Raw genomic sequence first — 19,711 nt, forward strand, 5'->3', positions numbered from 1 at the left:
ACGCCGCAATCATGCCTGGTCGTCCCCGGCAAAGATCGCGGCATGGCGGGCCAGCAGCGCGAGGTTCGCCACAACGCCGGGCAGGCAGGGCGCCGGAATCTGCCACCCGTCTTGCCCGGCGCGGGCTTGCGCCTCTGCCTCGGTACGGGGCAGCGCTTGGGCGTCGTGCGGCGCTGCGGCGCGGTGGTTCGGGACGGGATCGGCCATGTCGGTGGCGATGATAGCTGCCACCCCCCTATCGATCCAACGCAATGATCGGAACGGATCGTTGCAAAAATTAGCGCAGGGTAGCGCCGGCCATTGCCTGTTCGCGCGCAGCCTCCGCTTGTGCAGCGGCCAGCACGCGCAGCACGTTGCCCGACCAGATCTTGGCCACGTCCGCCTCGCTATAGCCGGCATGGAGCAGCGCAGCCGTCAGCTTGGGCAGATCGGCCACATCATCCAGGCCGGCCACCCCGCCGCCGCCGTCCCAATCCAGCCCGATGCCGACATGATCGACACCCGCCACTTTCAGGGCGTGCAACAGATTGGCCATCACATCGTCAAAGCCCGCGCGCACCTCGGGCCACTGCCTGTCGATCGCATGGCGCTGCGCCAGATAATCGGCCCGCTCTGCCGCGCTCAACACGCGGTCTTCGGGAAAGCGTTGCTCCAGCGCATCAAGCGCGGCCTTGCGTTGCGGGCTTTGCACCAGCTTTTTGACATAGACCGAGTTGATCTGGATGACGCCACCCTGCGCTGCCAGCGCGCGCAAATGCGCGTCGTCGATATTGCGCGGATGGTCATAGACCGCCTTGCAGCCCGAATGGGTCAGGATGATCGGCGTCTTTGACAGGCGCAGCGCATCGTCGAGCGCGGCGTCGGAACTGTGCGAAAGATCGGGCACCACGCCCAGGCGGTTCATTTCCGCCAGCAGTTGCACCCCTGCCGGGCTCAGCCCGTCCCACTTGGGCGTGTCGGTGCTGCTGTCGGCAAACTGGTTGGTCTTGAAATGGGCAAAGCCGGAAATGCGCACACCCAGCGCGTAGAACGCCTGGAGCAGCGTGGGATCATCGCCCAGCGGCCAGGCATTCTCGATCGACAGATAGACCACGCGGCGGCCACCGGCGGCGATCTGCGCGGCGTCGGCGGCGCGGTCTGCCAGGGCAAAGTCCTGGGGATGGGCCGCGACCATCGCGTGGATCGCCACGGCACGGCGCAGCGCATAATCGCGCGCGGCGCGCGTGCTGGCCGGATCGAGCGGTCCCTGCGGCGTATAGATCGCCCAGAACCCACCATCGAGCCCGCCCGCGACCATGCGCGGCACGTCAACCTGGGTATAATCATCGCCGGCGCTGTGGCGCTGCACGATCGACCACCCCGGCAAGACCAGCGAGGCCGGCGTATCGAGGTGGGTATCGAGCGTCAGCAGGCGTTCGTGCAGCGTGCGCTCTGCCTTGGTGGGCACAGGGGCATCGGCCATGGCCGGCAAGGCCAGCAGGGCGGCAAGCGGAGCGAACGCGAGGGGGAGGAAGCGCATGGCCCTTCATCCGGCTTTCCCTCTGGCGGCGCAAGGGGTAGAGGCGCACCCCATGTTGCGCCTTACCGAACTCAAGCTGCCGCTCGACCACGCCCCCGAAGCCATGCTGCCGGCCATCGCCGCGCGGCTTGGCGTGGCCGAAGCGCAGATCCTGCGCCATGCCGTGGCCAAGCGCGGCAACGACGCGCGCCGCAAGAACGCGATCCAGCTGGTCTATGCGGTTGACGTCACGCTCAGCCCGCAGGACGAGGCCGAAGTGCTTGTCCGCTTGGCTGGCGACAATCATGTGCGCCCCACGCCCGACACTTCCTACCGCTTTCCCGTGCGCGCACCCGAAGGGTGGCAGGCGGGCGAAGGCGAGCGCCCGGTGGTGATCGGTGCTGGCCCGTGCGGCCTGCTGGCCGGGCTGATCCTGGCGCAGATGGGCCTGCGCCCGATCATCATCGAGCGTGGCAAGGCCGTGCGCGAACGCACCAAGGATACCTGGGCGCTATGGCGCAAATCGGTGCTGACGCCGGAATCCAACGTGCAGTTCGGTGAAGGCGGCGCCGGCACCTTTTCCGATGGCAAGCTCTACAGCCGCATCAAGGACCCGCGCCACCTGGGCCGCAAGGTGCTGGTGGAGTTCGTGAAAGCCGGCGCGCCCGATGATATCCTGACCGAAGCGCACCCCCATATCGGCACGTTCCGCCTGGTCACGATGGTCATGTCGATGCGCGAGACGATCGAGAAGCTGGGCGGCGAATACCGCTTTGGCACGCGGGTGGACGATTTTGCGGTCGAGACCGACGCCGCCGGCGAGCGCCGCCTTGCCGGCCTGCACTTGTCCAACGGTGAATACCTGCCCGCGCGCCGCGTCATCATGGCGGTCGGCCATTCGGCGCGCGATACGTTCGAAGTGCTGTATCAGCGCGGCGTGCATATCGAGGCCAAGCCCTTTGCCATCGGCGTGCGGATCGAGCATCCGCAAAGCCTGATCGATCAGGCCCGCTATGGCGCCTGTGCCAAGCATCCCATCCTGGGGCCGGCGGCCTATGCCCTGGCGCACCAGTGCAGCAATGGGCGTTCGGTCTATAGCTTCTGCATGTGCCCGGGCGGGCGCGTGGTCGCTGCCGCCAGCGAGGAAGGCCGCGTGGTGACCAACGGGATGAGCCAATATTCCCGCGCTGAATTCAACGCCAACTCGGGCCTGGTGGTGGACATCACGCCCGAGCGCGATTTCCCTGGCCATCCGCTGGCCGGCATTGCGCTGCAACGCCATTGGGAAGAGCGGGCCTTCGTGGCCGGCGGATCGAATTATCAGGCGCCGGGCCAGAAGGTGGGTGATTTCCTGGCCGGCAAGCCCAGCAGCGCGTTCGGCAGCATCGTGCCATCCTATCAGCCGGGCGTGCATCTAACCGCGCTGGAAGAATGCCTGCCCGATTTCGTCACCGACGCGCTGCGCGAGGCGCTTCCCGTCTTCGGTCGGCAGATGGCGGGCTATGATCATCCCGATGTGGTGATGACGGGGGTGGAAACGCGCACGTCTTCGCCAGTGCGGATCACCCGCGGCAAGGATCTGCAAAGCCTCAATACCCGGGGGCTCTATCCGGCAGGCGAAGGCGCTGGCTATGCCGGCGGCATTCTTTCGGCGGCGGTCGACGGCATTCGCGCGGCAGAAGCGCTGGCGCAGGACCTTTTGGCCGGGTGATTCGTGGCCTTGGCGACGGTGCGCGACGGCAGGAGCCATCCTGCAAGGCCGTTGCGGCCAGTTGCGGCCACAGATGCATACCAATGCATTTTGGATTGGTATTTTTTCTGGGCTGGATCGCGGTCTGACAGCGCTGCGCTGCAAAATCATAAAATCGTTTGCATTTTCAGGGATTCTGCTTGGCTGCCGCTGTCAATCCAGCGTTTTCAAGGAAGTGAATTGCATTAAATGCATGTTGCGTTGCGTGAAACGCATTTGCCTCGCCGCGGCGATTGGGTCATCCAGATAAGGCCTTTCAGGCATCCTCTCCCAAAACTTCCCGGGCCGATCGGATTTCCGACCGGCCCTTTTTTTGTCCGTAGCCTGCGCGAGATGGCGAAATTTGTATGCAACACATACAATGTTTGCGATAGGAGCGCGTGCTGCACCAAGCCGCATTGGCAAACTGTCAAGGGAGAGAACATGGCAACGCTCATCGATGGCAAGGCAATCGCCCGCGCACTGTCGGTCACGACGGCAGAGGCGGTGGCGCAGATGGTGGCTGCAGGCCACAGCGCTCCTGGCCTGGCCGTGGTGCTGGTCGGCAATGACCCGGCCAGCGAGGTCTATGTCGGGCGCAAGATCAGCCAGTGTGCCAAGGTCGGCATCCATTCGATCGAGCATCGCCTGCCCGCCGATACCGCAGAGGAAGACCTGCTCGCCCTGATCGCCGCGCTCAATGCCGATGCCACGGTGCATGGCATCCTGGTGCAGCTGCCGCTGCCGGCGCAGATCGATGCCGGCAAGGTGCTCGACGCGATTGATCCGGCCAAGGACGTGGATGGGTTCCATCCGGTCAATGTCGGGCGCCTGTCCACCGGCACCGGCGGCCTGGTGCCCTGCACGCCGCTGGGCTGCATGATGCTGCTCGATACGGTGATCGACAACTATCGCGGGCTCGATGCCGTGGTCATCGGCAAGTCCAACATCGTCGGCAAGCCGGTGGCCATGCTGCTGCTGGAGCGCGAGTGCACCGTAACGGTCACCCACATTGCCACCCAGGGCCTGCCCGATATCGTGCGCAAGGCCGATATCGTGGTGGCCGCCGCCGGTGCGCCGGAACTGGTCAAGGGCGATTGGATCAAGCCGGGCGCGGTGGTGATTGACGTTGGCATTACCCGCGTGGCCCAGGCCGATGGTACTACGCGCCTGGTGGGCGATTGCGCCGCGCACGAAATGGCCCATGCCCGTGCCGTCACGCCGGTGCCCGGTGGCGTCGGGCCGATGACCATCGCCTGCCTGCTGAGCAACACGGTCCAGGCCGCACGGCACGCATGACCGCAAAAACCCCCTCTTCTTCAGAGGAGGGGGTTGGGGGTGGTGCGAGGCACAGCGCAAGGCTTCCCCCCCGCCCCCTCCTCTGAAGAAGAGGGGGAGAAAAGCCTGATCACCGTTGGTGAACAAAAAAAGGGGCGGTTCGGATTGATCCGAACCGCCCCTTCTTGTTGCTTTGCCAGATGGCTCAGTTGGTCGCCGCGGTGCGGTTGGCCCACAGCGCCACGATCGTGCCGATCGCGCCCGACAGCAGGTAGGCACCCGAAGCCAGCAGGCCATAGTTGGCCGACAGCCACAGCGCCGCATAGGGCGCAAAGCCCGCGCCCAGCAGCCAGGCCAAGTCGCTGGTCAGCGCCGAGCCGGTGTAGCGGTGACGGGTTTCGAAGGCATCGGCCACGGCACCCGAAGACTGCCCGAACGAGATGCCCAGCAGCACGAAGCCGGTGAGCATGAACGACACTTCGCCGGCCACGCCAATGCCGAGCAACTGCGGGGCAAAGCCCGAGAACGCGGCAATCGCGGCGGCCGAGAAGCCGAGCAGCGTGCGGCGGCCAACGCGGTCGGCCACCAGGCCCGAGATGACGATCGCGGCCACGCCCACGGCAGCGGCGATGGCTTCGATGGTGAGGAAGCGGGTCGGCTCTTCCGAGGTGAAGATGAACACCCACGACAGCGGGAACACCGTGACCATGTGGAACAGCGCAAAGCTGGCGAGCGGTGCAAAGGCGCCGATCAGGATGGTCTTCCACTGTTCGCGGATGGTGACGAGCGCGCTTTCGGCGACAAGGTCACGCGATTCGAACAAGCGCTGGAATTCCGGCGTCACCACGATGCGCAGGCGCGCGAACAGCGCCACCACGTTGATCGCAAAGGCCACGAAGAACGGGAAGCGCCAGCCCCACGACAGGAAATCGTCAGCCGGCAGCGAGGCGGTGAAGAACGCGAACAGCAGGCTGGCCACGATCAGGCCAAGCGGCGCGCCCAGCTGCGGGATCATGGCATACCAGCCACGCTTGCCCGCCGGCGCGTTGAGCGCCAGCAGCGAGGCCAGGCCATCCCACGTGCCGCCCAGCGCAAAGCCCTGGCCCAGGCGGAACAGCGCGAGCAGCAGCACCGCGTTGTGGCCGATTTCGGCATAGCCGGGCAGGAACGCGATCGCCGCGGTCGAGCCACCCAGGCCGAACAGCGCCACCGTCAGCTTGAAGCCACGGCCGAATGCACGGTCAAGCCACATGAAGAACAGCGAGCCGACCGGGCGGGCGATGAACGCCAGCGGGAACACCGCAAACGACGCCAGCGTGGCGTTGAGCGGGTCTAGGTAAGGAAAGAAGACCTTGGGGAACACGATCACCGAGGCGATCGCATAGACGAAGAAGTCGAAGAACTCCGAGGTCCGTCCGATGATCACGCCGATGGCGATCTCGCCCGGGGAAATCGAACCGTGCCCGGCGTGGGAATCGCTCCCCAGCCCTTCGTGATTATCGACTACGGCAGCAGTCATGACTGACACAAACTCCTTGGATCCCGCGCATTTCTCGCAAACGCGCCGACCGGCCGGCCGCACGCATGCGACCTGCCCTTATGTGCCCTATTGTCTTTGTGCAGCCGCGAAGGGGATTGGACAAAATGTCCTATCGTTTGCACGGCCCAGCGCTTCTAGGTGCGCCACATGCGTGCGAAACTCTTGAATCGGGCGCGCCTGCTGCGCTGCGCCATCGTCCCGCTCCTGGCCCTGCCGCTTGCCGGCTGCGACTGGGTCGTGCTCAACCCCGCGGGCGATGTCGCTCGCCAGCAGGGCGATCTGGTCATTGTGGCCACGTTGCTCATGCTGTTGATCGTCGTGCCTGTCATGGCCACGGTTGTCATTTTCGCGTGGCGTTACCGCGCCACCAACACCGAGGCCAAGTACGATCCGGACTGGAACCACTCCACCCAGCTGGAACTGATGATCTGGGCCGCACCGCTGATGATCATCATCGCGCTGGGCGCGGTCACCTGGGTCGGCACTCACCTGCTCGATCCCTATCGCGCGATCTCGCGCATTGATGCGCAGACCCCGGTCGCCGCCAATGCCAAGCCGGTAGAGGTGGAAGTGGTGTCGATGGACTGGAAGTGGCTGTTCATCTATCCCGAACAGAACATCGCCACGGTCAATGAACTGGTGGTTCCCGCCGGCCGGCCGCTGCGCTTCCGCATGACCTCGTCCACCGTCATGAACACCTTCTATGTCCCCGCGCTGGCCGGCATGATCTACACCATGCCCGGCATGGAAACCAAGCTGCACGCCGTGTTCAACCAGGAAGGCGCGTTCAAGGGCATTTCCGCACACTTCAGCGGCGCGGGCTTCTCGCAGATGCACTTTGCCACGCGTGCCGTGTCCGATGCGCAGTTCGACCAGTGGGTGGCCAGCGTGAAGGCCGGCAAGAACGACGGCATGCTCAGCCGCGATGCCTATCTCCAGCTCGACAAGCCCAGCATTGCCGATCCGGTGCGTCACTATGCCGGCGTCGCTCCCGATCTGTTCAACGCCGTTGTCGATCTGTGCGTGCAGCCCGGCAAGATCTGCATGAGCCAGATGGCCATGCTCGACGCCAAGGGCGGCGTGGGCAAGGAAGCAGCGCGCCTGAACGTGGCCGCGCTGACCTATGACAAGAACGGCCGCGCCACCGAAACGGCAGTCCTGCCTGGCAGCGTCGTGGCCCAGACCGACCGCTTCGTGAAGGCCTATTGCAGCGACAACCGCCCGATGGCCGCACCCAGCGGTGACGCGCCTCTGCCCAAGACGCTCGATCGCCTGCGTGGCGCCGGAATCAACCAGGCAACTGGTCCCCGGGTCAGCCTGGCCGGCCCGCTACTGCAGCCTGCCTCTTGAGGCAGGTTGCCGATCCGATACGCCGCACCAGATTTGATCCGGCCCCATTTTTCTGACCGATGGATATTGCGATGACCGCTGTCCCCCTTCCCGCCACTGCCCCACCGCCGTGGTCTCCGCTCCTGGGACGCATTTCCCTTGAGCAGCTTCCCTTCCTCCACGAACCGATCGTGGCGGTCACCTTCGTTGGTGTGATCCTTGGCGGGATCGCACTAGTGGGGGCCCTCACCTATTTCCGCCTCTGGGGCTATCTCTGGAAAGAATGGTTCACCAGCGTCGATCACAAGAAGATCGGGGTCATGTACATGATCCTGGGCCTGGTGATGTTCATGCGCGGCTTTGCCGACGCGCTGATGATGCGCTTGCAGCAGGCGATGGCGTTCAACGGCAGCGACGGCTATCTCAACGCGCACCACTATGATCAGGTGTTCACCGCCCACGGCGTGATCATGATCTTCTTTGCCGCGATGCCGTTCGTGACCGGGTTGATGAACTATGTCGTGCCGCTGCAGATCGGCGCGCGCGACGTGTCGTTCCCGTTCCTCAACAACTTCAGCTTCTGGATGACCACCGGCGGCGCCGTGCTGGTCATGGCCTCGCTGTTCCTGGGTGAATTTGCCCAGACCGGCTGGCTGGCCTTCCCGCCGCTGTCGGGCCTGGCCTACAGCCCCGGCGTTGGCGTGGACTATTACATCTGGTCGCTGCAGGTGGCAGGTGTCGGCACCACGCTATCGGGCATCAACCTGATCGCCACGATCATCAAGATGCGCGCCCCGGGCATGACACTGATGCGCATGCCGGTGTTCACCTGGACCGCGCTGTGCACCAACGTGCTGATCGTCGCCTCCTTCCCGGTGCTGACCGCCGTTCTCGTGCTGCTCTCGCTCGACCGTTACGTGGGGACCAACTTCTTCACCAACGACTTCGGCGGCAGCCCGATGATGTATGTCAACCTCATCTGGATCTGGGGCCACCCGGAAGTTTACATCCTCATCCTGCCGATCTTCGGCGTGTTCTCGGAAGTCACCTCCACGTTCTCGGGCAAGCGCCTGTTCGGCTATACCTCGATGGTCTATGCCACCGTGGTTATCACCATCCTGTCCTACGTCGTGTGGCTGCACCACTTCTTCACGATGGGTTCGGGCGCCAGCGTCAACAGCTTCTTCGGCATCACCACCATGGTGATCTCCATCCCCACCGGGGCCAAGCTGTTCAACTGGCTGTTCACGATGTACCGCGGCCGCATCCGCTTTGACCTGCCGATGATGTGGACGGTGGCGTTCATGCTCACCTTCACGATCGGCGGCATGACCGGCGTGCTGCTCGCCGTGCCTCCGGCCGACTTCGTGCTGCACAACTCGCTGTTCCTGATCGCGCACTTCCACAACGTGATCATCGGCGGCGTGGTGTTCGGTACGTTTGCCGCGATCAACTACTGGTGGCCCAAGGCCTTTGGCTTCAAGCTCAACCAGTTCTGGGGCAAGGTCAGCTTCTGGTGCTGGGTGCCGGGCTTCTGGCTGGCGTTCACCCCGCTCTACATCATGGGCCTGATGGGCGTGACCCGCCGGACCCGCGTGTTCGACGATCCCAGCCTGCAGCCCTACTTCATTGTTGCCCTGCTGGGCGCGGTGCTGATCGCCGCCGGCATCGGCGCGATGGTCGTGCAGTATGGCGTGTCGATCTGGAAGCGCGAAGAGCTCAAGGACGAAAGCGGCGATCCGTGGAATGGCCGCACGCTGGAGTGGGCCACCAGCTCGCCCCCGCCGGCCTACAACTTTGCCTTCACCCCGATCGTGCACGATCTCGATGCCTGGGAAGACATGAAGCGCGCCGGCGTCGGCCGTCCGCTTGATGGCTATCGCCCGATCCACATGCCCAGCAACACGGGTGCAGGCGTGATCCTGGCTGGCATCAGCACGGCGCTTGGCTTTGCCCTGATCTGGCATATCTGGTGGATGGCCGGGGCCAGCTTCGTGGCACTGCTCGTGAGCGCCATCGCCCACACCTTCAACTACAAGCGCGATTACCACATCCCGGCCGAAGACGTTGCCGCCGTCGAGGCGCAGCGTACGGCCCAGCTGGAACGCCTTGCCCAGAACCAGGGAGCCGCCGCATGAGCGATGCTGTCCATAGCTCGGGCCATTCGGCTCCCCTGCCTGCCTCGCTGACCAAGCTGGGCAAGTTCTGGGACTTGAACGAGCATGACCATCCCGAAGGCCACAGCACCATGCTGGGCTTCTGGATCTACCTGATGAGCGACTGTCTCATCTTCGCCATGCTGTTCGCAGCGTTCGGCGTGCTCGGCGGCAACTATGCCGCCGGGCCCGGCCCGCGCGAGTTGTTCGAGCTGCCCCTGGTGGCGGTGAACACCTCGATGCTGCTGTTCTCGTCGATCACCTATGGCTTTGCCATGCTGGCGATGCAGCGCGGCTCGGTCAGCCAGACGCAGATGTGGCTGCTGATCACCGCCGTGTTCGGCGCGGCGTTCCTGTCGATCGAACTCTACGAATTCTCCAACCTTATCCACGAAGGCGCCACGCCCCAGCGCAGCGCGTTCCTTTCGGCGTTCTTCACGCTGGTCGGCACCCACGGGCTGCACGTCACGTTCGGCCTGATCTGGCTGTTCACGCTGGTGGTGCAGGTTTCGCGCAAGGGCCTGATCCAGGCCAACAAGCGCCGCCTGATGTGCCTGTCGCTGTTCTGGCACTTCCTCGACGTCGTGTGGATCGGCGTCTTCACCTTCGTCTACCTGATGGGGATGCTGCGATGAGCGCGAAGAACTATACCGATCTGGCCCACCGCCACGCACACGGGGATGCCAATCCCCACGCCATCGGCCACCACCATGATGAACCGCACGGCTCGCTGCGCGAATATGTCATCGGCTTCGTGCTGTCGGTGGTGCTCACCGCCATTCCGTTCTGGCTGGTGATGAGCGGCGCCATTGCCGACAAGAACACCACCGCCATTGTCATCGCGGCCTTTGCCGTGGTGCAGGTGGTGGTCCACATGATCTACTTCCTGCACATGAACGGCAAGGCCGAAGGGGGCTGGAACATGCTGGCCCTGATCTTCACCGCCGTGGTCGTGCTGATCGTCATCTCTGGTTCGATGTGGGTGATGTACCACATGAACCACAACATGATGCCGATGCACGCCGAGCAGATGGACTGATCATGACTTCGCAAACGGGCAGCAGGCAGCGCTTGCTGCCCGTTTCGATTCTGCTGGTCCTGGCGCTGGTGTTTGCCGGCCTGGGCATCTGGCAGGTAAAGCGCCTCGCCTGGAAAGAAGCGCTGATTGCCGATGTGACGCGCGCCGTGCATGCAGCGCCTGTCTCCATCGCCGCCGTGCCCGCTGGCGCCATTGATCGGCTTGCCTATCATCGCGTCGCGATCACCGGCCAGTTCCTGCCCGTCGCCACCGTTCTGGCCACGGCCACCAGCACGCTGGGCAATGGCTATTGGGTCATGGTGCCACTGGCCACGCCCGGCCGGGCCCCGGTGTGGATCAACCGTGGCTTCGTGCCGATGGGCACCCGGCTCGATACCGCCCGCCGCGCCGTTCCCGTTACCCCCGTTTCCATCATCGGCCTGATCCGCCCGAGCGAGCCCAAGGGCACGTTCCTTCGCGCCAACCGGCCCGAGGCAGAGCGCTGGTATGCGCGCGATCTGCCGGTCATGAACATGCGCCGCGGGGTCGTGGCAGAGCCGCGCTATTTCCTCGACGCGCAAGTGGAAACGCCGCGTCCCACAGCCCAGCCCGTGCCGGTGCCCGGCCTCACGGTCATCGCGTTTCCCAACAATCACCTGTCCTATGCGCTGACCTGGTTTGCCCTTTGCGCCCTCTCGCTTGGCGCGGCAATCATGGTATGGCGCAAGGCGCGATGAGCGCCACCCCGCCCCTTTCCTCCACCCGTCCGATCTATCCCGCGGCCAGCGCGCGCAACATGGCGCTGCTGGTGCAACTGCGCTGGGTTGCTGCCGTGGGCCAGCTTGTGGCGATCTGGGTCAGCGTGCGGGTGCTGGGCGTCAAGCTCGATGTGGCGCCGCTGGTGGCCGTGCCGGTGCTGATGGTGGTGATCAATGGCCTGACCCTGCTGCTCGATCGCGGGCGCGAGGGCTACAGCCATGTCGAACTGCTTGGCGCGCTCACCCTCGATATGCTGGCGCTGGCCTGGCAGCTCTATTTCAGCGGCGGCACCTCCAACCCTTTCACGTTCCTGTTCCTGATGCAGATCGTGATCGCCGCAATCCTGCTGCCGCCCAATTGGAGCGCGATCGTGGCGGGGATGGCCGCACTGATCGTCACCCGGCTGGCTTTCGTCCATCGCCCGCTCGATCTGCCCACCGGCACCTTCGATGGCACGATCGAGCTGTTCCAACTGGGCAATCTCGTCTGCTTTGCGCTGGTCGCCGCGCTGCTGGTGTTCTTCGTGATCCGCATGGACCGCAACCGGCGGCAGAGCGAGACGGCGCTGGCCGCCTTGCGCCAGCAGGCGACCGAGGAACAGCATATCGTGCGCCTAGGCCTGCTTGCCTCGGGCGCGGCGCACGAACTGGGCACGCCGATGGCGACGATGTCGGTCATCCTGGGCGATTGGCAGCGCCATCCCGCGATCATGGCCGACCAGGACTTGCGCGAAGAGTTGCAGGACATGGCTTCCGAACTCAAGCGCTGCAAATCGATCCTCTCGGGCATCCTGCTCAGTGCCGGGGAAGCGCGCGGCGAAAACCCGCAGATCACCACCTTGGGAGACTTCTTGGCCACCATCGCGGCTGAATGGAACGAGCGCGGCCATGGCGTGATCCGCCTGCGCAACATGGTGGAGACCGATCACCCGATCGTGGCCGATCCCGCGCTGCGCCAGATCATCGGCAATGTCATCGACAATGCCCTGGAAGTCTCGCCCGATTTCGTGGAAATCCGCGCCGAGATGACCGGGGGCGACATCGTGCTGACCGTGCTCGATCTCGGCCCCGGTTTCGCGCCCGACATGCTGGAATCGATTGGCCGCCCCTACAACTCCACCAAGGGCCGTGACGGCGGCGGGCTGGGGCTGTTCCTGGTCGTCAACGTGGTACGCAAGCTGGGCGGCCGGGTAGAAGTGAAGAACCGCACGGCACGCGGCGCGATGGTGCGCCTGGAAATCCCGATGGCCTCGCTGGCCTATCGCACGGGGGAATGAACATGCCCGATCCCGAACTGGAACTCACTGCGCAGGACGAAGCCCTGCCCCTGGTGATCGTGGAAGACGATCCCGCCTTTGCCCGCACCCTGCGCCGCTCGTTCGAACGGCGCGGCTATGCGGTAGAGCATGCCGCCAGCCCCGATGAACTGGAAGTGCTGCTCGATGCGCACGATTTCCAGTTCGCGGTGGTGGACCTCAAGCTCGGCACTGGCTCTGGCCTCACCTGCGTGCAGATGCTGGCCGAACGCGATCCCGAGACGCGTATCGTCGTCCTTACCGGCTTCGCCTCGATCGCCACGGCGGTGGAAGCGATCAAGCTGGGCGCGGCGCACTATCTGGCCAAGCCCGCCAACACCGACGATATCGAGGAAGCCTTTGGCCGCGTCGGCGGCGATCCCACCGTGCCGCTCGATACGCGCAAGACCTCGATCAAGACGGTGGAATGGGAATATATCCACTCCACCCTGGTGGAATGCGATTTCAACATTTCCGAAGCCGCGCGGCGCCTCGGCATGCACCGCCGCACCCTGGCAAGAAAGCTGGAAAAGCGGCCGCTGCGGTAACTTTATTCTTCGTCACCCCGGACTTGATCCGGGGTCCCGCTTTACTATTCCACCGTCCAAAAAAGCGGGACCCCGGGGCAAAGCCCGGGGTGACGGTAATTACTTATAATTCAATCGCTCAGGCCGCCAAACCGCGCACCCGCAGCAGCGCCCCAGGATCGGGCGCGCCGCCGCGAAACGCCACATAGTTGTCCATTGCCGGGCGGCCACCGCCTTGCGACAGCACTTCGCGCCGGAATGCGGCGCCCAGTTCAGCCTGCCGCTCTGGCGCCGCTGCAAACTGCTCATAGGCGTCGGACGAGAGCAGTTCGGCCCAGAGGTAGGAATAGTACCCCGCCGCATAGCCGCCGGCAAAGATATGGCTAAAGGCATGGGCAAAGCGGTTCCACGCCGGATAGCGCATCACCGCCACCTCGGCCCGCACGGCGTCGAGCAGCCCCTGCACATCGGGCGCATCGGCAGCAGCGCGGTGCAGGCGAATATCGAACAGCGCGAATTCGATCTGGCGCAGCACCGCCAGCGCGCCCATGAAACCGCGCGCGGCGTTGAGGCGCTCGATCAAGGCATCGGGCAGCGGTTCGCCCGTTTCCTCGTGCGCGGATGCCGCCTTGAGCACGGCAGGATCATAGGCAAAGTTTTCGAGGAACTGGCTGGGCAGTTCCACTGCATCCCATTCCACCCCGCTGATCCCGCCGATTGAGGGGATGTCGCCCTCGCCCAGCAGATGATGCAGGCAGTGCCCCATCTCGTGGAACAGGGTCACCACGTCGGCATGCTGGAGCAACGCCGGCTTGCCCGGCGCGGCCTGGGCGAAATTGGTGATGAGGTAGGCCACCGGCATCTGCGCCCCATCGGCGGCCCGGCTGGGCGAGCGGCACACGTTCATCCAGGCGCCGCCGCGCTTGCCCTCGCGCGCAAAGAAATCGGCATAGAGCCGGGCAAACGGAGCATCCGCGCCGGCGCGGAACAGGTCGAACTGGCGCACGTCATCATGCCACAGGCCGCTGCCCGGCACTTCCTTGAACACCACGCCGAACAGCCGCTCCACATGGCCGAACAGCGCCGGCAGCACCTTGTCGAGCGGCAGGTAGCGGCGCACCTCGGACTGATCGAGCGCATGGCGGGCAAGGCGCGCGCGCTCGGTGGCAAAGCCCATATCCCAGGGTTCGAGCGTCTCGATGCCCAGCTCGCTACGGGCAAATTCGGCCAGATCGGCCAGTTCGGCCTGGGCCAGCGGGCGGGTGCGCGCGGCAAGGTCGGTCAGGAACGCTTCCACTGCATCGGGGCTTTCGGCCATCTTGGTGGCCAGCGACAGGCTTGCGGCATCGCCCTGGCCCAGCAGCTGCGCCGCCTTGGCGCGCAAGGCCAGCAGCGCGGCCATGCGCGGCCCGTTGTCAAACTCGCCGGCGTTGGGCCCCTGGTCCGATGCGCGCGTGGCATAGGCTTGCTGTACCTCGTGGCGCAGCGCGCGATCCTGGGCATAGGTCAGCACCGCCACCACCACCGGGGCATGCAGCGTGATCAGCCAGCCCTCGTCATGGCCCTTCGCCCGCGCCGCTGCTGCCATGCCGGCAAGGTCAGCCTCCGGAATGCCGGCCAGGCGGGCGGCGTCGGTCACGTGCAGGCTCCAGGCCTCGGTCGCGTCCATCACCGCATTGGCATATTCGGTCGCCAGGCGGCCCTGCTCCACCTGGTTTTCGGCAAAGTCGCGCGCGTCATCACCATCGAGCGCCACGCCCGAAAGCTCGAAATCGCGCAGTGCCAGTTCGCGGGCGCGTGCCGCCAGCGGATCAAGCGCGGCCGGATCGATCGCGCGGATCGCCTCATAGAGCGCGCGGTCCTGGCCCACGGCGGCAAAATGCGCGGCGATCAGCGGCTGCGCCTGTGCCTGCGCGGCACGCAATTCCGGGGTGTTGGTCACCGCCAGCAGATGGCCGACCACGCCCCACGCCTCGCTGATGCGGCGATCTGCTTCTTCCTTGAACGCCAGCATGGCTGGATCGCCGGCCCGCGCCACGCACGCGGCCATGGCGGCCTGGTGATCGGCGATCGCGGCAGTGATGGCGGGCACGATGTCATCGGCGCGGATTTGCGCAAAGCGCGGTTGGCCATGCGTGGCCAGCAGGGGAAAGGCAGCGTCGAGCGTGGCAGTATCGGTCAAAGGTGCGCTCCGGCAAGGTGTCTTGCGGCCTAGATAGGAAGGCCATCTGCGCTTGTCTGCCCCGGCACCCGCTTATTTTGCGTTGCGCGCGGCCCCGTATCCGGCGGCATGTGCGGCTTCTTCCAGGAATTCCGCCACCGCCCGCACACGCGGCAGGCGGCGCAGTTCGGCATGCACCACCAGCCAGTAGGCGCGCGGCACGGCCACATCGGGCAAGACCCGCACCAGGCCAGGATCACCATCGGCGGCAAAAGTGTGCAGCAGGCCCACGCCCCCGCCCGCCTGCACCGCCGCCAGTTGCACCGTGGCCGATGTGCAGCGGAACTGCGCCTGCACGCCCGGTGCCACTTCATCGAGATAGCGCAGTTCGGGCCAATCGATCAGATCGTCGATATAGGAAATCAGCCGGTGCTGCGACAGGTCTGCCACGCTGCGTGGCACACCATGCTGCTCCAGATAGGCCGGCGCGGCATAGAACCCCACGGTGAAAGCCGCCAGTTGCCGGGCATAGAGCCGCCCGCGCGGTGGCCGCTTGAGCGTCACGGCCAGGTCTGCCTCGCGCTGGGACAGGCTGACCGCGCGGGTTTCTGGCGCCAGTTCCAGCTCGATGCGGGGATGGCGGGCCATGAACAGCGGAATGCGCGGCGCCACCAGATAGGTGCCAAAGGCAGCCGGCGTCGCCACCCGCACTGTCCCGGTCAATTCGGTATCCACCCCGCCCAGCGCGCTGTCGGCGGCATGGGTTTCCGCCTCGATCCGCTCGGCATGCAGCAGGAGCGCCCGGCCCGCCTCGGTCAGCCGCGCGCCGCTGGGCGAACGATCGACCAGGCGCGCGCCCAGCCCGCTTTCCAGGCCGTCGAGCCGCCGCGAGACAGTGGAATGATCCAGCCCCAGCGCCCGCGCCGCCCCGGTCAGGCGGCCGTGGCGGGCCACTTCCAGAAAGATCCTCAAGTCGTCCCACTGGCGAATGCGCATGGTGTTCCTGTAAATTTGCACGGCCTGTTTGGCAAAATTGCCTGTATCAGGATATTCCTGCACGTTCTACAACCAGGCATCAGACTTTTCCCGGGAGTGTTGCCATGCGCCAGATCGACCATTTCCTGAACGGTGCCGCCGTTGCCGCCACCTCTGGCCGCAAGAGCGACGTTTTCGATCCCAACACCGGCGAAGTGCAGGCCCAGGTTGGCCTGGCGAGCGAAGGCGATGTGGATCAGGCCGTTGCCCTCGCTGCCGCCGTGCAGCCGGAATGGGCCGCGCTCAACCCGCAGCGCCGTGCCCGCGTGATGTTCGAATTCAAGCGCCTGATCGAGCGTGACATGGACAAGCTCGCCCATGCTCTCTCCGCCGAACATGGCAAGGTGATCGCCGACGCCAAGGGTGATGTGCAGCGCGGGCTGGAAGTGATCGAGTTCGTCTGCGCCATTCCCCACCTGCTCAAGGGCGAATATACCGAAGGCGCCGGGCCGGGGATCGACGTGTTCTCGATGCGTCAGCCGCTGGGCGTGGTCGCCGGCATCACCCCGTTCAATTTCCCCGCGATGATCCCGCTGTGGATGTGCGGCCCGGCGCTCGCCACCGGCAATGCCTTCATTCTCAAGCCGTCGGAACGCGATCCCTCGGTGCCAGTAATGCTGGCGGAACTGTTCATCGAGGCAGGCGGCCCGGCCGGCCTGTTCAACGTGGTGCATGGTGACAAGGTGGCGGTCGATGCCGTGCTCGATCACCCGCGCATCAAGGCGGTCAGCTTCGTCGGCTCGTCCGATATCGCCAATTATGTCTATCAGCGCGGCGCCCACGCGGGCAAGCGCATGCAGTGCATGGGCGGTGCCAAGAACCATGGCATCGTGCTGCCCGATGCCGATTTCGACCAGGTAGTCAGCGACATTCTCGGCGCCGCCTATGGCTCGGCAGGCGAACGCTGCATGGCCCTGCCGGTGGTGGTGCCGGTGGGTGACAAGACCGCCGAGGAACTGCGCGCCCGCCTGATCGACGGGATCGCCGGCCTCAAGGTGGGCATTTCCACCGATGAAGCCGCCCACTATGGCCCGGTCGTGACCGCCCAGCACAAGGCGCGGATCGAAAGCTATATCCAGATGGGCGTGGACGAAGGCGCCGAACTGGTCGTCGATGGCCGCGGCTTCTCGCTGCAAGGCTATGAAAACGGAAATTTCCTGGCCCCCACGTTGTTTGACCGCGTGACGCCGGAAATGCGCAGCTACCAGGAGGAAATCTTCGGCCCGGTGCTGCAGATCGTGCGTGCGCAAGATGTCGATGAAGCCATCGCGCTAGCCACCAACCACGCCTATGGCAATGGCGTGGCCATGTTCACCCGCAATGGCGCCGCCGCCCGCAACTTTGCCGCCAAGGTGGAAGTGGGCATGGTTGGCATCAACGTGCCGATCCCGGTGCCGGTCGCCTATCACAGCTTTGGCGGGTGGAAGCGCTCAGGCTTTGGCGATCTCAACCAATACGGCATGGACGGCGTGCGCTTCTACACCCGCACCAAGACCGTGACCCAGCGCTGGCCCAGCACCTCGGGCGATGTGGTGGACCAGAGCTTCGTGATCCCGACGATGAAGTGAAGCATCACGGTAGAGCCGCGATCAGCGTCTCTATGGGCAGGAACAGGGTTCGGCTATCGGCCGGATATTCCAGGAAGTCGGCGCATTTCAGGTAAAAGCGCCGAGCCTGCTCATTCTTGGCGTGAACCATCACCGCGCCGATGCCGATGCTTTGTGCCGCCAAGGCTATGCGGCGCAGGGCATCGGCCAGCAAATCGCTTCCCAAGCCCTGGCCGGCATGGCGCCGATTCACCGCAAGGCGCCCGATGATCGATACCGGGATCAGATCAGGCGCGTTTCGGCGCAGGCGGGATGGTGCTTCCCGCCGCTCTACTGCACCTGCCAGGATACACACATAGGCCGCCACTCTGCGATCATCGCATACCACATAGGTACGCGCGAAGCGCCCCTCGTTGCGACGCGCCTTCTGCCGCAACCAGGCATTGAGCGCCGGCTCTCCGCAATCGAACTCGTCAACCTCATGGTCATCGGCCAGAGGGACTGGCGCAGTCAGTCTTCCCGTTGCCATGTCGGCACCCGCCGCATCAGTGCCTTCAGCCTTGGGCCAGGCTCGGGCGGATTGTCCAGCGCGGCCATGAAGGCCGCATGGTCCTGGCTTTCCAGTGCGAACAATCGCTGATCGAGCAAGACGTCGATCGCTTGTTGGCGCGCGCTTTCGATCATGAATTCGGTGCGGGTCTTGCCCAGAATGGCCGCTGCTTCGTCAATAAGCTGGCGGGTGGCAGCCTCGATCCGCAGATTGATGCTGCCCTTGCTTGGGATCATTTGGGGAGACTGGTCCATGGCGTGAATATCCGCCTTTGTATGTACAATGTCAATACAATCGCAACCCTATCCCCACCTGTTCCAACGGCCAGCCTCGACAGGGAGTGAGAAATGGAACATAATAGGAACATGGAAAGTGTTTCCGCCTCGATCCTCACCACCCCGGCCTGGCGCCTGCGCCCGGCCTTGCAGCGTCCCGTGCCTGTGCTGGCGGCGGGCCAAGTGCATGAAGTGCATGGGCAAGGTGATGATCGCGCGGCGGGGCTTGCCTTTGCCTTGGGGCTGGGCGCGGCGAATCGCAGTGGCACCGTGCTGATGGTGCGCAGTGGCGGGCGCCCGTCACTGGCGCTTTACGGTGAAGGACTGATGTTGCTGGGTATCGATCCGGCGCGGCTGCTGCTGGTAGAGGCAGGCGACGCTGCCACTCTGCTGCGCGCCGGGCTGGAGGGCGCACGCTGCCCTGGCCTGGCGCTGGTCTTGCTGGAAAGCGAGGGGCCCTTGAAAGGCTATGACCTGACGGCCAGCCGGCGCTTCGTGCTGGCTGCCGAACGCACGCAAACGCCGGTCGTGCTGTTGCGCCATGCCGCCAAGGCGCAGCCCAGCGCCGCACATACCCGCTGGCAGGTTGCCAGTGCGCCATCCCAACCCCTCACAGCGCCACCGGGTGCCCAAGTGCGCCCGCCCGGCTTGCCGGCTTTGGCAGTAGAGGCGCTGCGCTGGCGGGGTGGGCCGGCTGGGCAAACGTGGCATTTGCAATGGGATGAACAACATGGCGGTTTCCGGGACACCACCGGCACCTCCAACCGGAGCGAAAACGGACAGGCGGCGCCATCTGGCGCTGTACTTCCCCTGGCTGCCCTGCGAGCGGGTTAGGGCCACATCGGCAGACCCGCTGCCCGCAGGCGTGCCGCTGGCCCTGGTGGCGCGCAGTGGCCAGGCGTTGCGCCTGATGGCGGTAGAGCGCGACGCCGCTCGACACGGCCTCGCCCCTGGCATGACCCTGGCTGATGCGCGCGCCCGCTGCCCCGATCTGCTCACCCTGCCCCATGATCCG

General features: G+C 65.1%; 18 protein-coding genes. 11 read left to right on the forward strand and 7 right to left on the reverse strand.

The features are described 5' to 3' along the window. Positions 1–9: 9 nt before the first annotated feature. The gene (locus H926_RS0116300) at positions 10–231 is read right to left on the reverse strand and encodes a hypothetical protein (protein ID WP_022677264.1); all 222 of its coding nucleotides are present in this window, start codon (positions 229–231) and stop codon (positions 10–12) included. A gap of 46 nt (positions 232–277) precedes the next feature. Continuing rightward, complete coding sequence (locus H926_RS0116305) at positions 278–1,519, reverse strand: dipeptidase (protein ID WP_022677265.1); 1,242 nt, start codon at positions 1,517–1,519, stop codon at positions 278–280. A gap of 52 nt (positions 1,520–1,571) precedes the next feature. Here H926_RS0116305 and H926_RS0116310 point away from each other — a divergent pair, with 52 nt between their 5' ends. Both H926_RS0116310 and H926_RS0116315 read left to right on the forward strand, forming a co-directional pair. Next, positions 1,572–3,209: an NAD(P)/FAD-dependent oxidoreductase gene (locus H926_RS0116310; RefSeq protein ID WP_022677266.1), complete on the forward strand. Its 1,638-nt coding sequence runs from the start codon at positions 1,572–1,574 to the stop codon at positions 3,207–3,209. Positions 3,210–3,671: 462 nt separating this feature from the next. Continuing rightward, the gene (locus H926_RS0116315) at positions 3,672–4,526 is read left to right on the forward strand and encodes a bifunctional 5,10-methylenetetrahydrofolate dehydrogenase/5,10-methenyltetrahydrofolate cyclohydrolase (RefSeq protein ID WP_022677267.1); all 855 of its coding nucleotides are present in this window, start codon (positions 3,672–3,674) and stop codon (positions 4,524–4,526) included. A gap of 184 nt (positions 4,527–4,710) precedes the next feature. Here H926_RS0116315 and H926_RS0116320 read toward each other — a convergent pair whose 3' ends face one another. After that, positions 4,711–6,024: an MFS transporter gene (locus H926_RS0116320; protein ID WP_022677268.1), complete on the reverse strand. Its 1,314-nt coding sequence runs from the start codon at positions 6,022–6,024 to the stop codon at positions 4,711–4,713. Between the two features lie 168 nt (positions 6,025–6,192). Between H926_RS0116320 and cyoA the strand changes: the two genes are divergently transcribed. The 7 genes from cyoA to H926_RS0116355 all read left to right on the forward strand — a co-directional run bounded on the left by cyoA (position 6,193) and on the right by H926_RS0116355 (position 13,149). Then, positions 6,193–7,395 (forward strand): ubiquinol oxidase subunit II, encoded by a 1,203-nt coding sequence (gene cyoA, locus H926_RS28175; RefSeq protein ID WP_022677269.1) that lies wholly within the window; start codon positions 6,193–6,195, stop codon positions 7,393–7,395. Between the two features lie 71 nt (positions 7,396–7,466). Continuing rightward, on the forward strand, positions 7,467–9,512 hold the full coding sequence (gene cyoB / locus H926_RS0116330) for a cytochrome o ubiquinol oxidase subunit I (RefSeq protein WP_051146403.1): 2,046 nt from the start codon (positions 7,467–7,469) through the stop codon (positions 9,510–9,512). Next, the gene (gene cyoC / locus H926_RS0116335) at positions 9,509–10,165 is read left to right on the forward strand and encodes a cytochrome o ubiquinol oxidase subunit III (RefSeq protein WP_022677271.1); all 657 of its coding nucleotides are present in this window, start codon (positions 9,509–9,511) and stop codon (positions 10,163–10,165) included. The genes cyoB and cyoC overlap by 4 nt, the downstream gene beginning before the upstream one ends. Beyond that, a complete protein-coding gene (gene cyoD, locus H926_RS0116340; RefSeq protein WP_022677272.1) occupies positions 10,162–10,569 on the forward strand; it encodes a cytochrome o ubiquinol oxidase subunit IV in 408 nt (135 codons plus the stop codon). Before cyoC ends, cyoD begins: the two co-directional genes overlap by 4 nt. Positions 10,570–10,571: 2 nt before the next feature. Next, a complete protein-coding gene (locus H926_RS0116345) occupies positions 10,572–11,285 on the forward strand; it encodes an SURF1 family protein (RefSeq protein ID WP_022677273.1) in 714 nt (237 codons plus the stop codon). Then, on the forward strand, positions 11,282–12,583 hold the full coding sequence (locus tag H926_RS0116350) for an ATP-binding protein (RefSeq protein ID WP_051146404.1): 1,302 nt from the start codon (positions 11,282–11,284) through the stop codon (positions 12,581–12,583). Before H926_RS0116345 ends, H926_RS0116350 begins: the two co-directional genes overlap by 4 nt. Positions 12,584–12,585: 2 nt before the next feature. Beyond that, positions 12,586–13,149, forward strand: a complete 564-nt coding sequence (locus tag H926_RS0116355; RefSeq protein WP_043609993.1) for a response regulator transcription factor — start codon at positions 12,586–12,588, stop codon at positions 13,147–13,149. Between the two features lie 118 nt (positions 13,150–13,267). Here H926_RS0116355 and H926_RS0116360 read toward each other — a convergent pair whose 3' ends face one another. Then, positions 13,268–15,310, reverse strand: coding sequence for a M3 family metallopeptidase (locus H926_RS0116360; RefSeq protein WP_022677276.1), 2,043 nt, complete (start codon positions 15,308–15,310; stop codon positions 13,268–13,270). A gap of 72 nt (positions 15,311–15,382) precedes the next feature. Continuing rightward, positions 15,383–16,285: a LysR family transcriptional regulator gene (locus H926_RS0116365; protein ID WP_028658127.1), complete on the reverse strand. Its 903-nt coding sequence runs from the start codon at positions 16,283–16,285 to the stop codon at positions 15,383–15,385. A 104-nt stretch (positions 16,286–16,389) separates the two neighbouring features. Here H926_RS0116365 and H926_RS0116370 point away from each other — a divergent pair, with 104 nt between their 5' ends. Continuing rightward, positions 16,390–17,892: a CoA-acylating methylmalonate-semialdehyde dehydrogenase gene (locus H926_RS0116370; RefSeq protein WP_022677278.1), complete on the forward strand. Its 1,503-nt coding sequence runs from the start codon at positions 16,390–16,392 to the stop codon at positions 17,890–17,892. 4 nt (positions 17,893–17,896) lie between these two features. Here the strand turns inward: H926_RS0116370 and H926_RS0116375 are convergent, their stop codons facing one another. Beyond that, a complete protein-coding gene (locus H926_RS0116375; RefSeq protein WP_022677279.1) occupies positions 17,897–18,400 on the reverse strand; it encodes a GNAT family N-acetyltransferase in 504 nt (167 codons plus the stop codon). After that, the gene (locus H926_RS28180) at positions 18,382–18,657 is read right to left on the reverse strand and encodes a DUF1778 domain-containing protein (RefSeq protein ID WP_022677280.1); all 276 of its coding nucleotides are present in this window, start codon (positions 18,655–18,657) and stop codon (positions 18,382–18,384) included. Before H926_RS28180 ends, H926_RS0116375 begins: the two co-directional genes overlap by 19 nt. A 129-nt stretch (positions 18,658–18,786) precedes the next feature. On the opposite strand from H926_RS28180, the gene H926_RS28185 reads away from it, so the two are divergent. Further along, on the forward strand, positions 18,787–19,530 hold the full coding sequence (locus H926_RS28185; RefSeq protein ID WP_022677281.1) for an ImuA family protein: 744 nt from the start codon (positions 18,787–18,789) through the stop codon (positions 19,528–19,530). The last annotated feature ends 181 nt before the right edge of the window (positions 19,531–19,711 follow it).

The sequence above is a fragment of the Novosphingobium sp. B-7 genome (assembly GCF_000410615.1).
Lineage (GTDB): Bacteria > Pseudomonadota > Alphaproteobacteria > Sphingomonadales > Sphingomonadaceae > Novosphingobium > Novosphingobium capsulatum.

Coding starts and splice junctions, on each gene's coding strand:
- H926_RS0116305 (WP_022677265.1), bottom strand. CDS start 1,519: ATGCGCTTCCTCCCCCTCGCGTTCGCTCCGCTTGCCGCCCTGCTGGCC.
- H926_RS0116310 (WP_022677266.1), top strand. CDS start 1,572: ATGTTGCGCCTTACCGAACTCAAGCTGCCGCTCGACCACGCCCCCGAA.
- H926_RS0116315 (WP_022677267.1), top strand. CDS start 3,672: ATGGCAACGCTCATCGATGGCAAGGCAATCGCCCGCGCACTGTCGGTC.
- H926_RS0116320 (WP_022677268.1), bottom strand. CDS start 6,024: ATGACTGCTGCCGTAGTCGATAATCACGAAGGGCTGGGGAGCGATTCC.
- cyoA (WP_022677269.1), top strand. CDS start 6,193: ATGCGTGCGAAACTCTTGAATCGGGCGCGCCTGCTGCGCTGCGCCATC.
- cyoB (WP_051146403.1), top strand. CDS start 7,467: ATGACCGCTGTCCCCCTTCCCGCCACTGCCCCACCGCCGTGGTCTCCG.
- cyoC (WP_022677271.1), top strand. CDS start 9,509: ATGAGCGATGCTGTCCATAGCTCGGGCCATTCGGCTCCCCTGCCTGCC.
- cyoD (WP_022677272.1), top strand. CDS start 10,162: ATGAGCGCGAAGAACTATACCGATCTGGCCCACCGCCACGCACACGGG.
- H926_RS0116345 (WP_022677273.1), top strand. CDS start 10,572: ATGACTTCGCAAACGGGCAGCAGGCAGCGCTTGCTGCCCGTTTCGATT.
- H926_RS0116350 (WP_051146404.1), top strand. CDS start 11,282: ATGAGCGCCACCCCGCCCCTTTCCTCCACCCGTCCGATCTATCCCGCG.
- H926_RS0116355 (WP_043609993.1), top strand. CDS start 12,586: ATGCCCGATCCCGAACTGGAACTCACTGCGCAGGACGAAGCCCTGCCC.
- H926_RS0116365 (WP_028658127.1), bottom strand. CDS start 16,285: ATGCGCATTCGCCAGTGGGACGACTTGAGGATCTTTCTGGAAGTGGCC.
- H926_RS0116370 (WP_022677278.1), top strand. CDS start 16,390: ATGCGCCAGATCGACCATTTCCTGAACGGTGCCGCCGTTGCCGCCACC.
- H926_RS0116375 (WP_022677279.1), bottom strand. CDS start 18,400: ATGGCAACGGGAAGACTGACTGCGCCAGTCCCTCTGGCCGATGACCAT.
- H926_RS28180 (WP_022677280.1), bottom strand. CDS start 18,657: ATGATCCCAAGCAAGGGCAGCATCAATCTGCGGATCGAGGCTGCCACC.
- H926_RS28185 (WP_022677281.1), top strand. CDS start 18,787: ATGGAAAGTGTTTCCGCCTCGATCCTCACCACCCCGGCCTGGCGCCTG.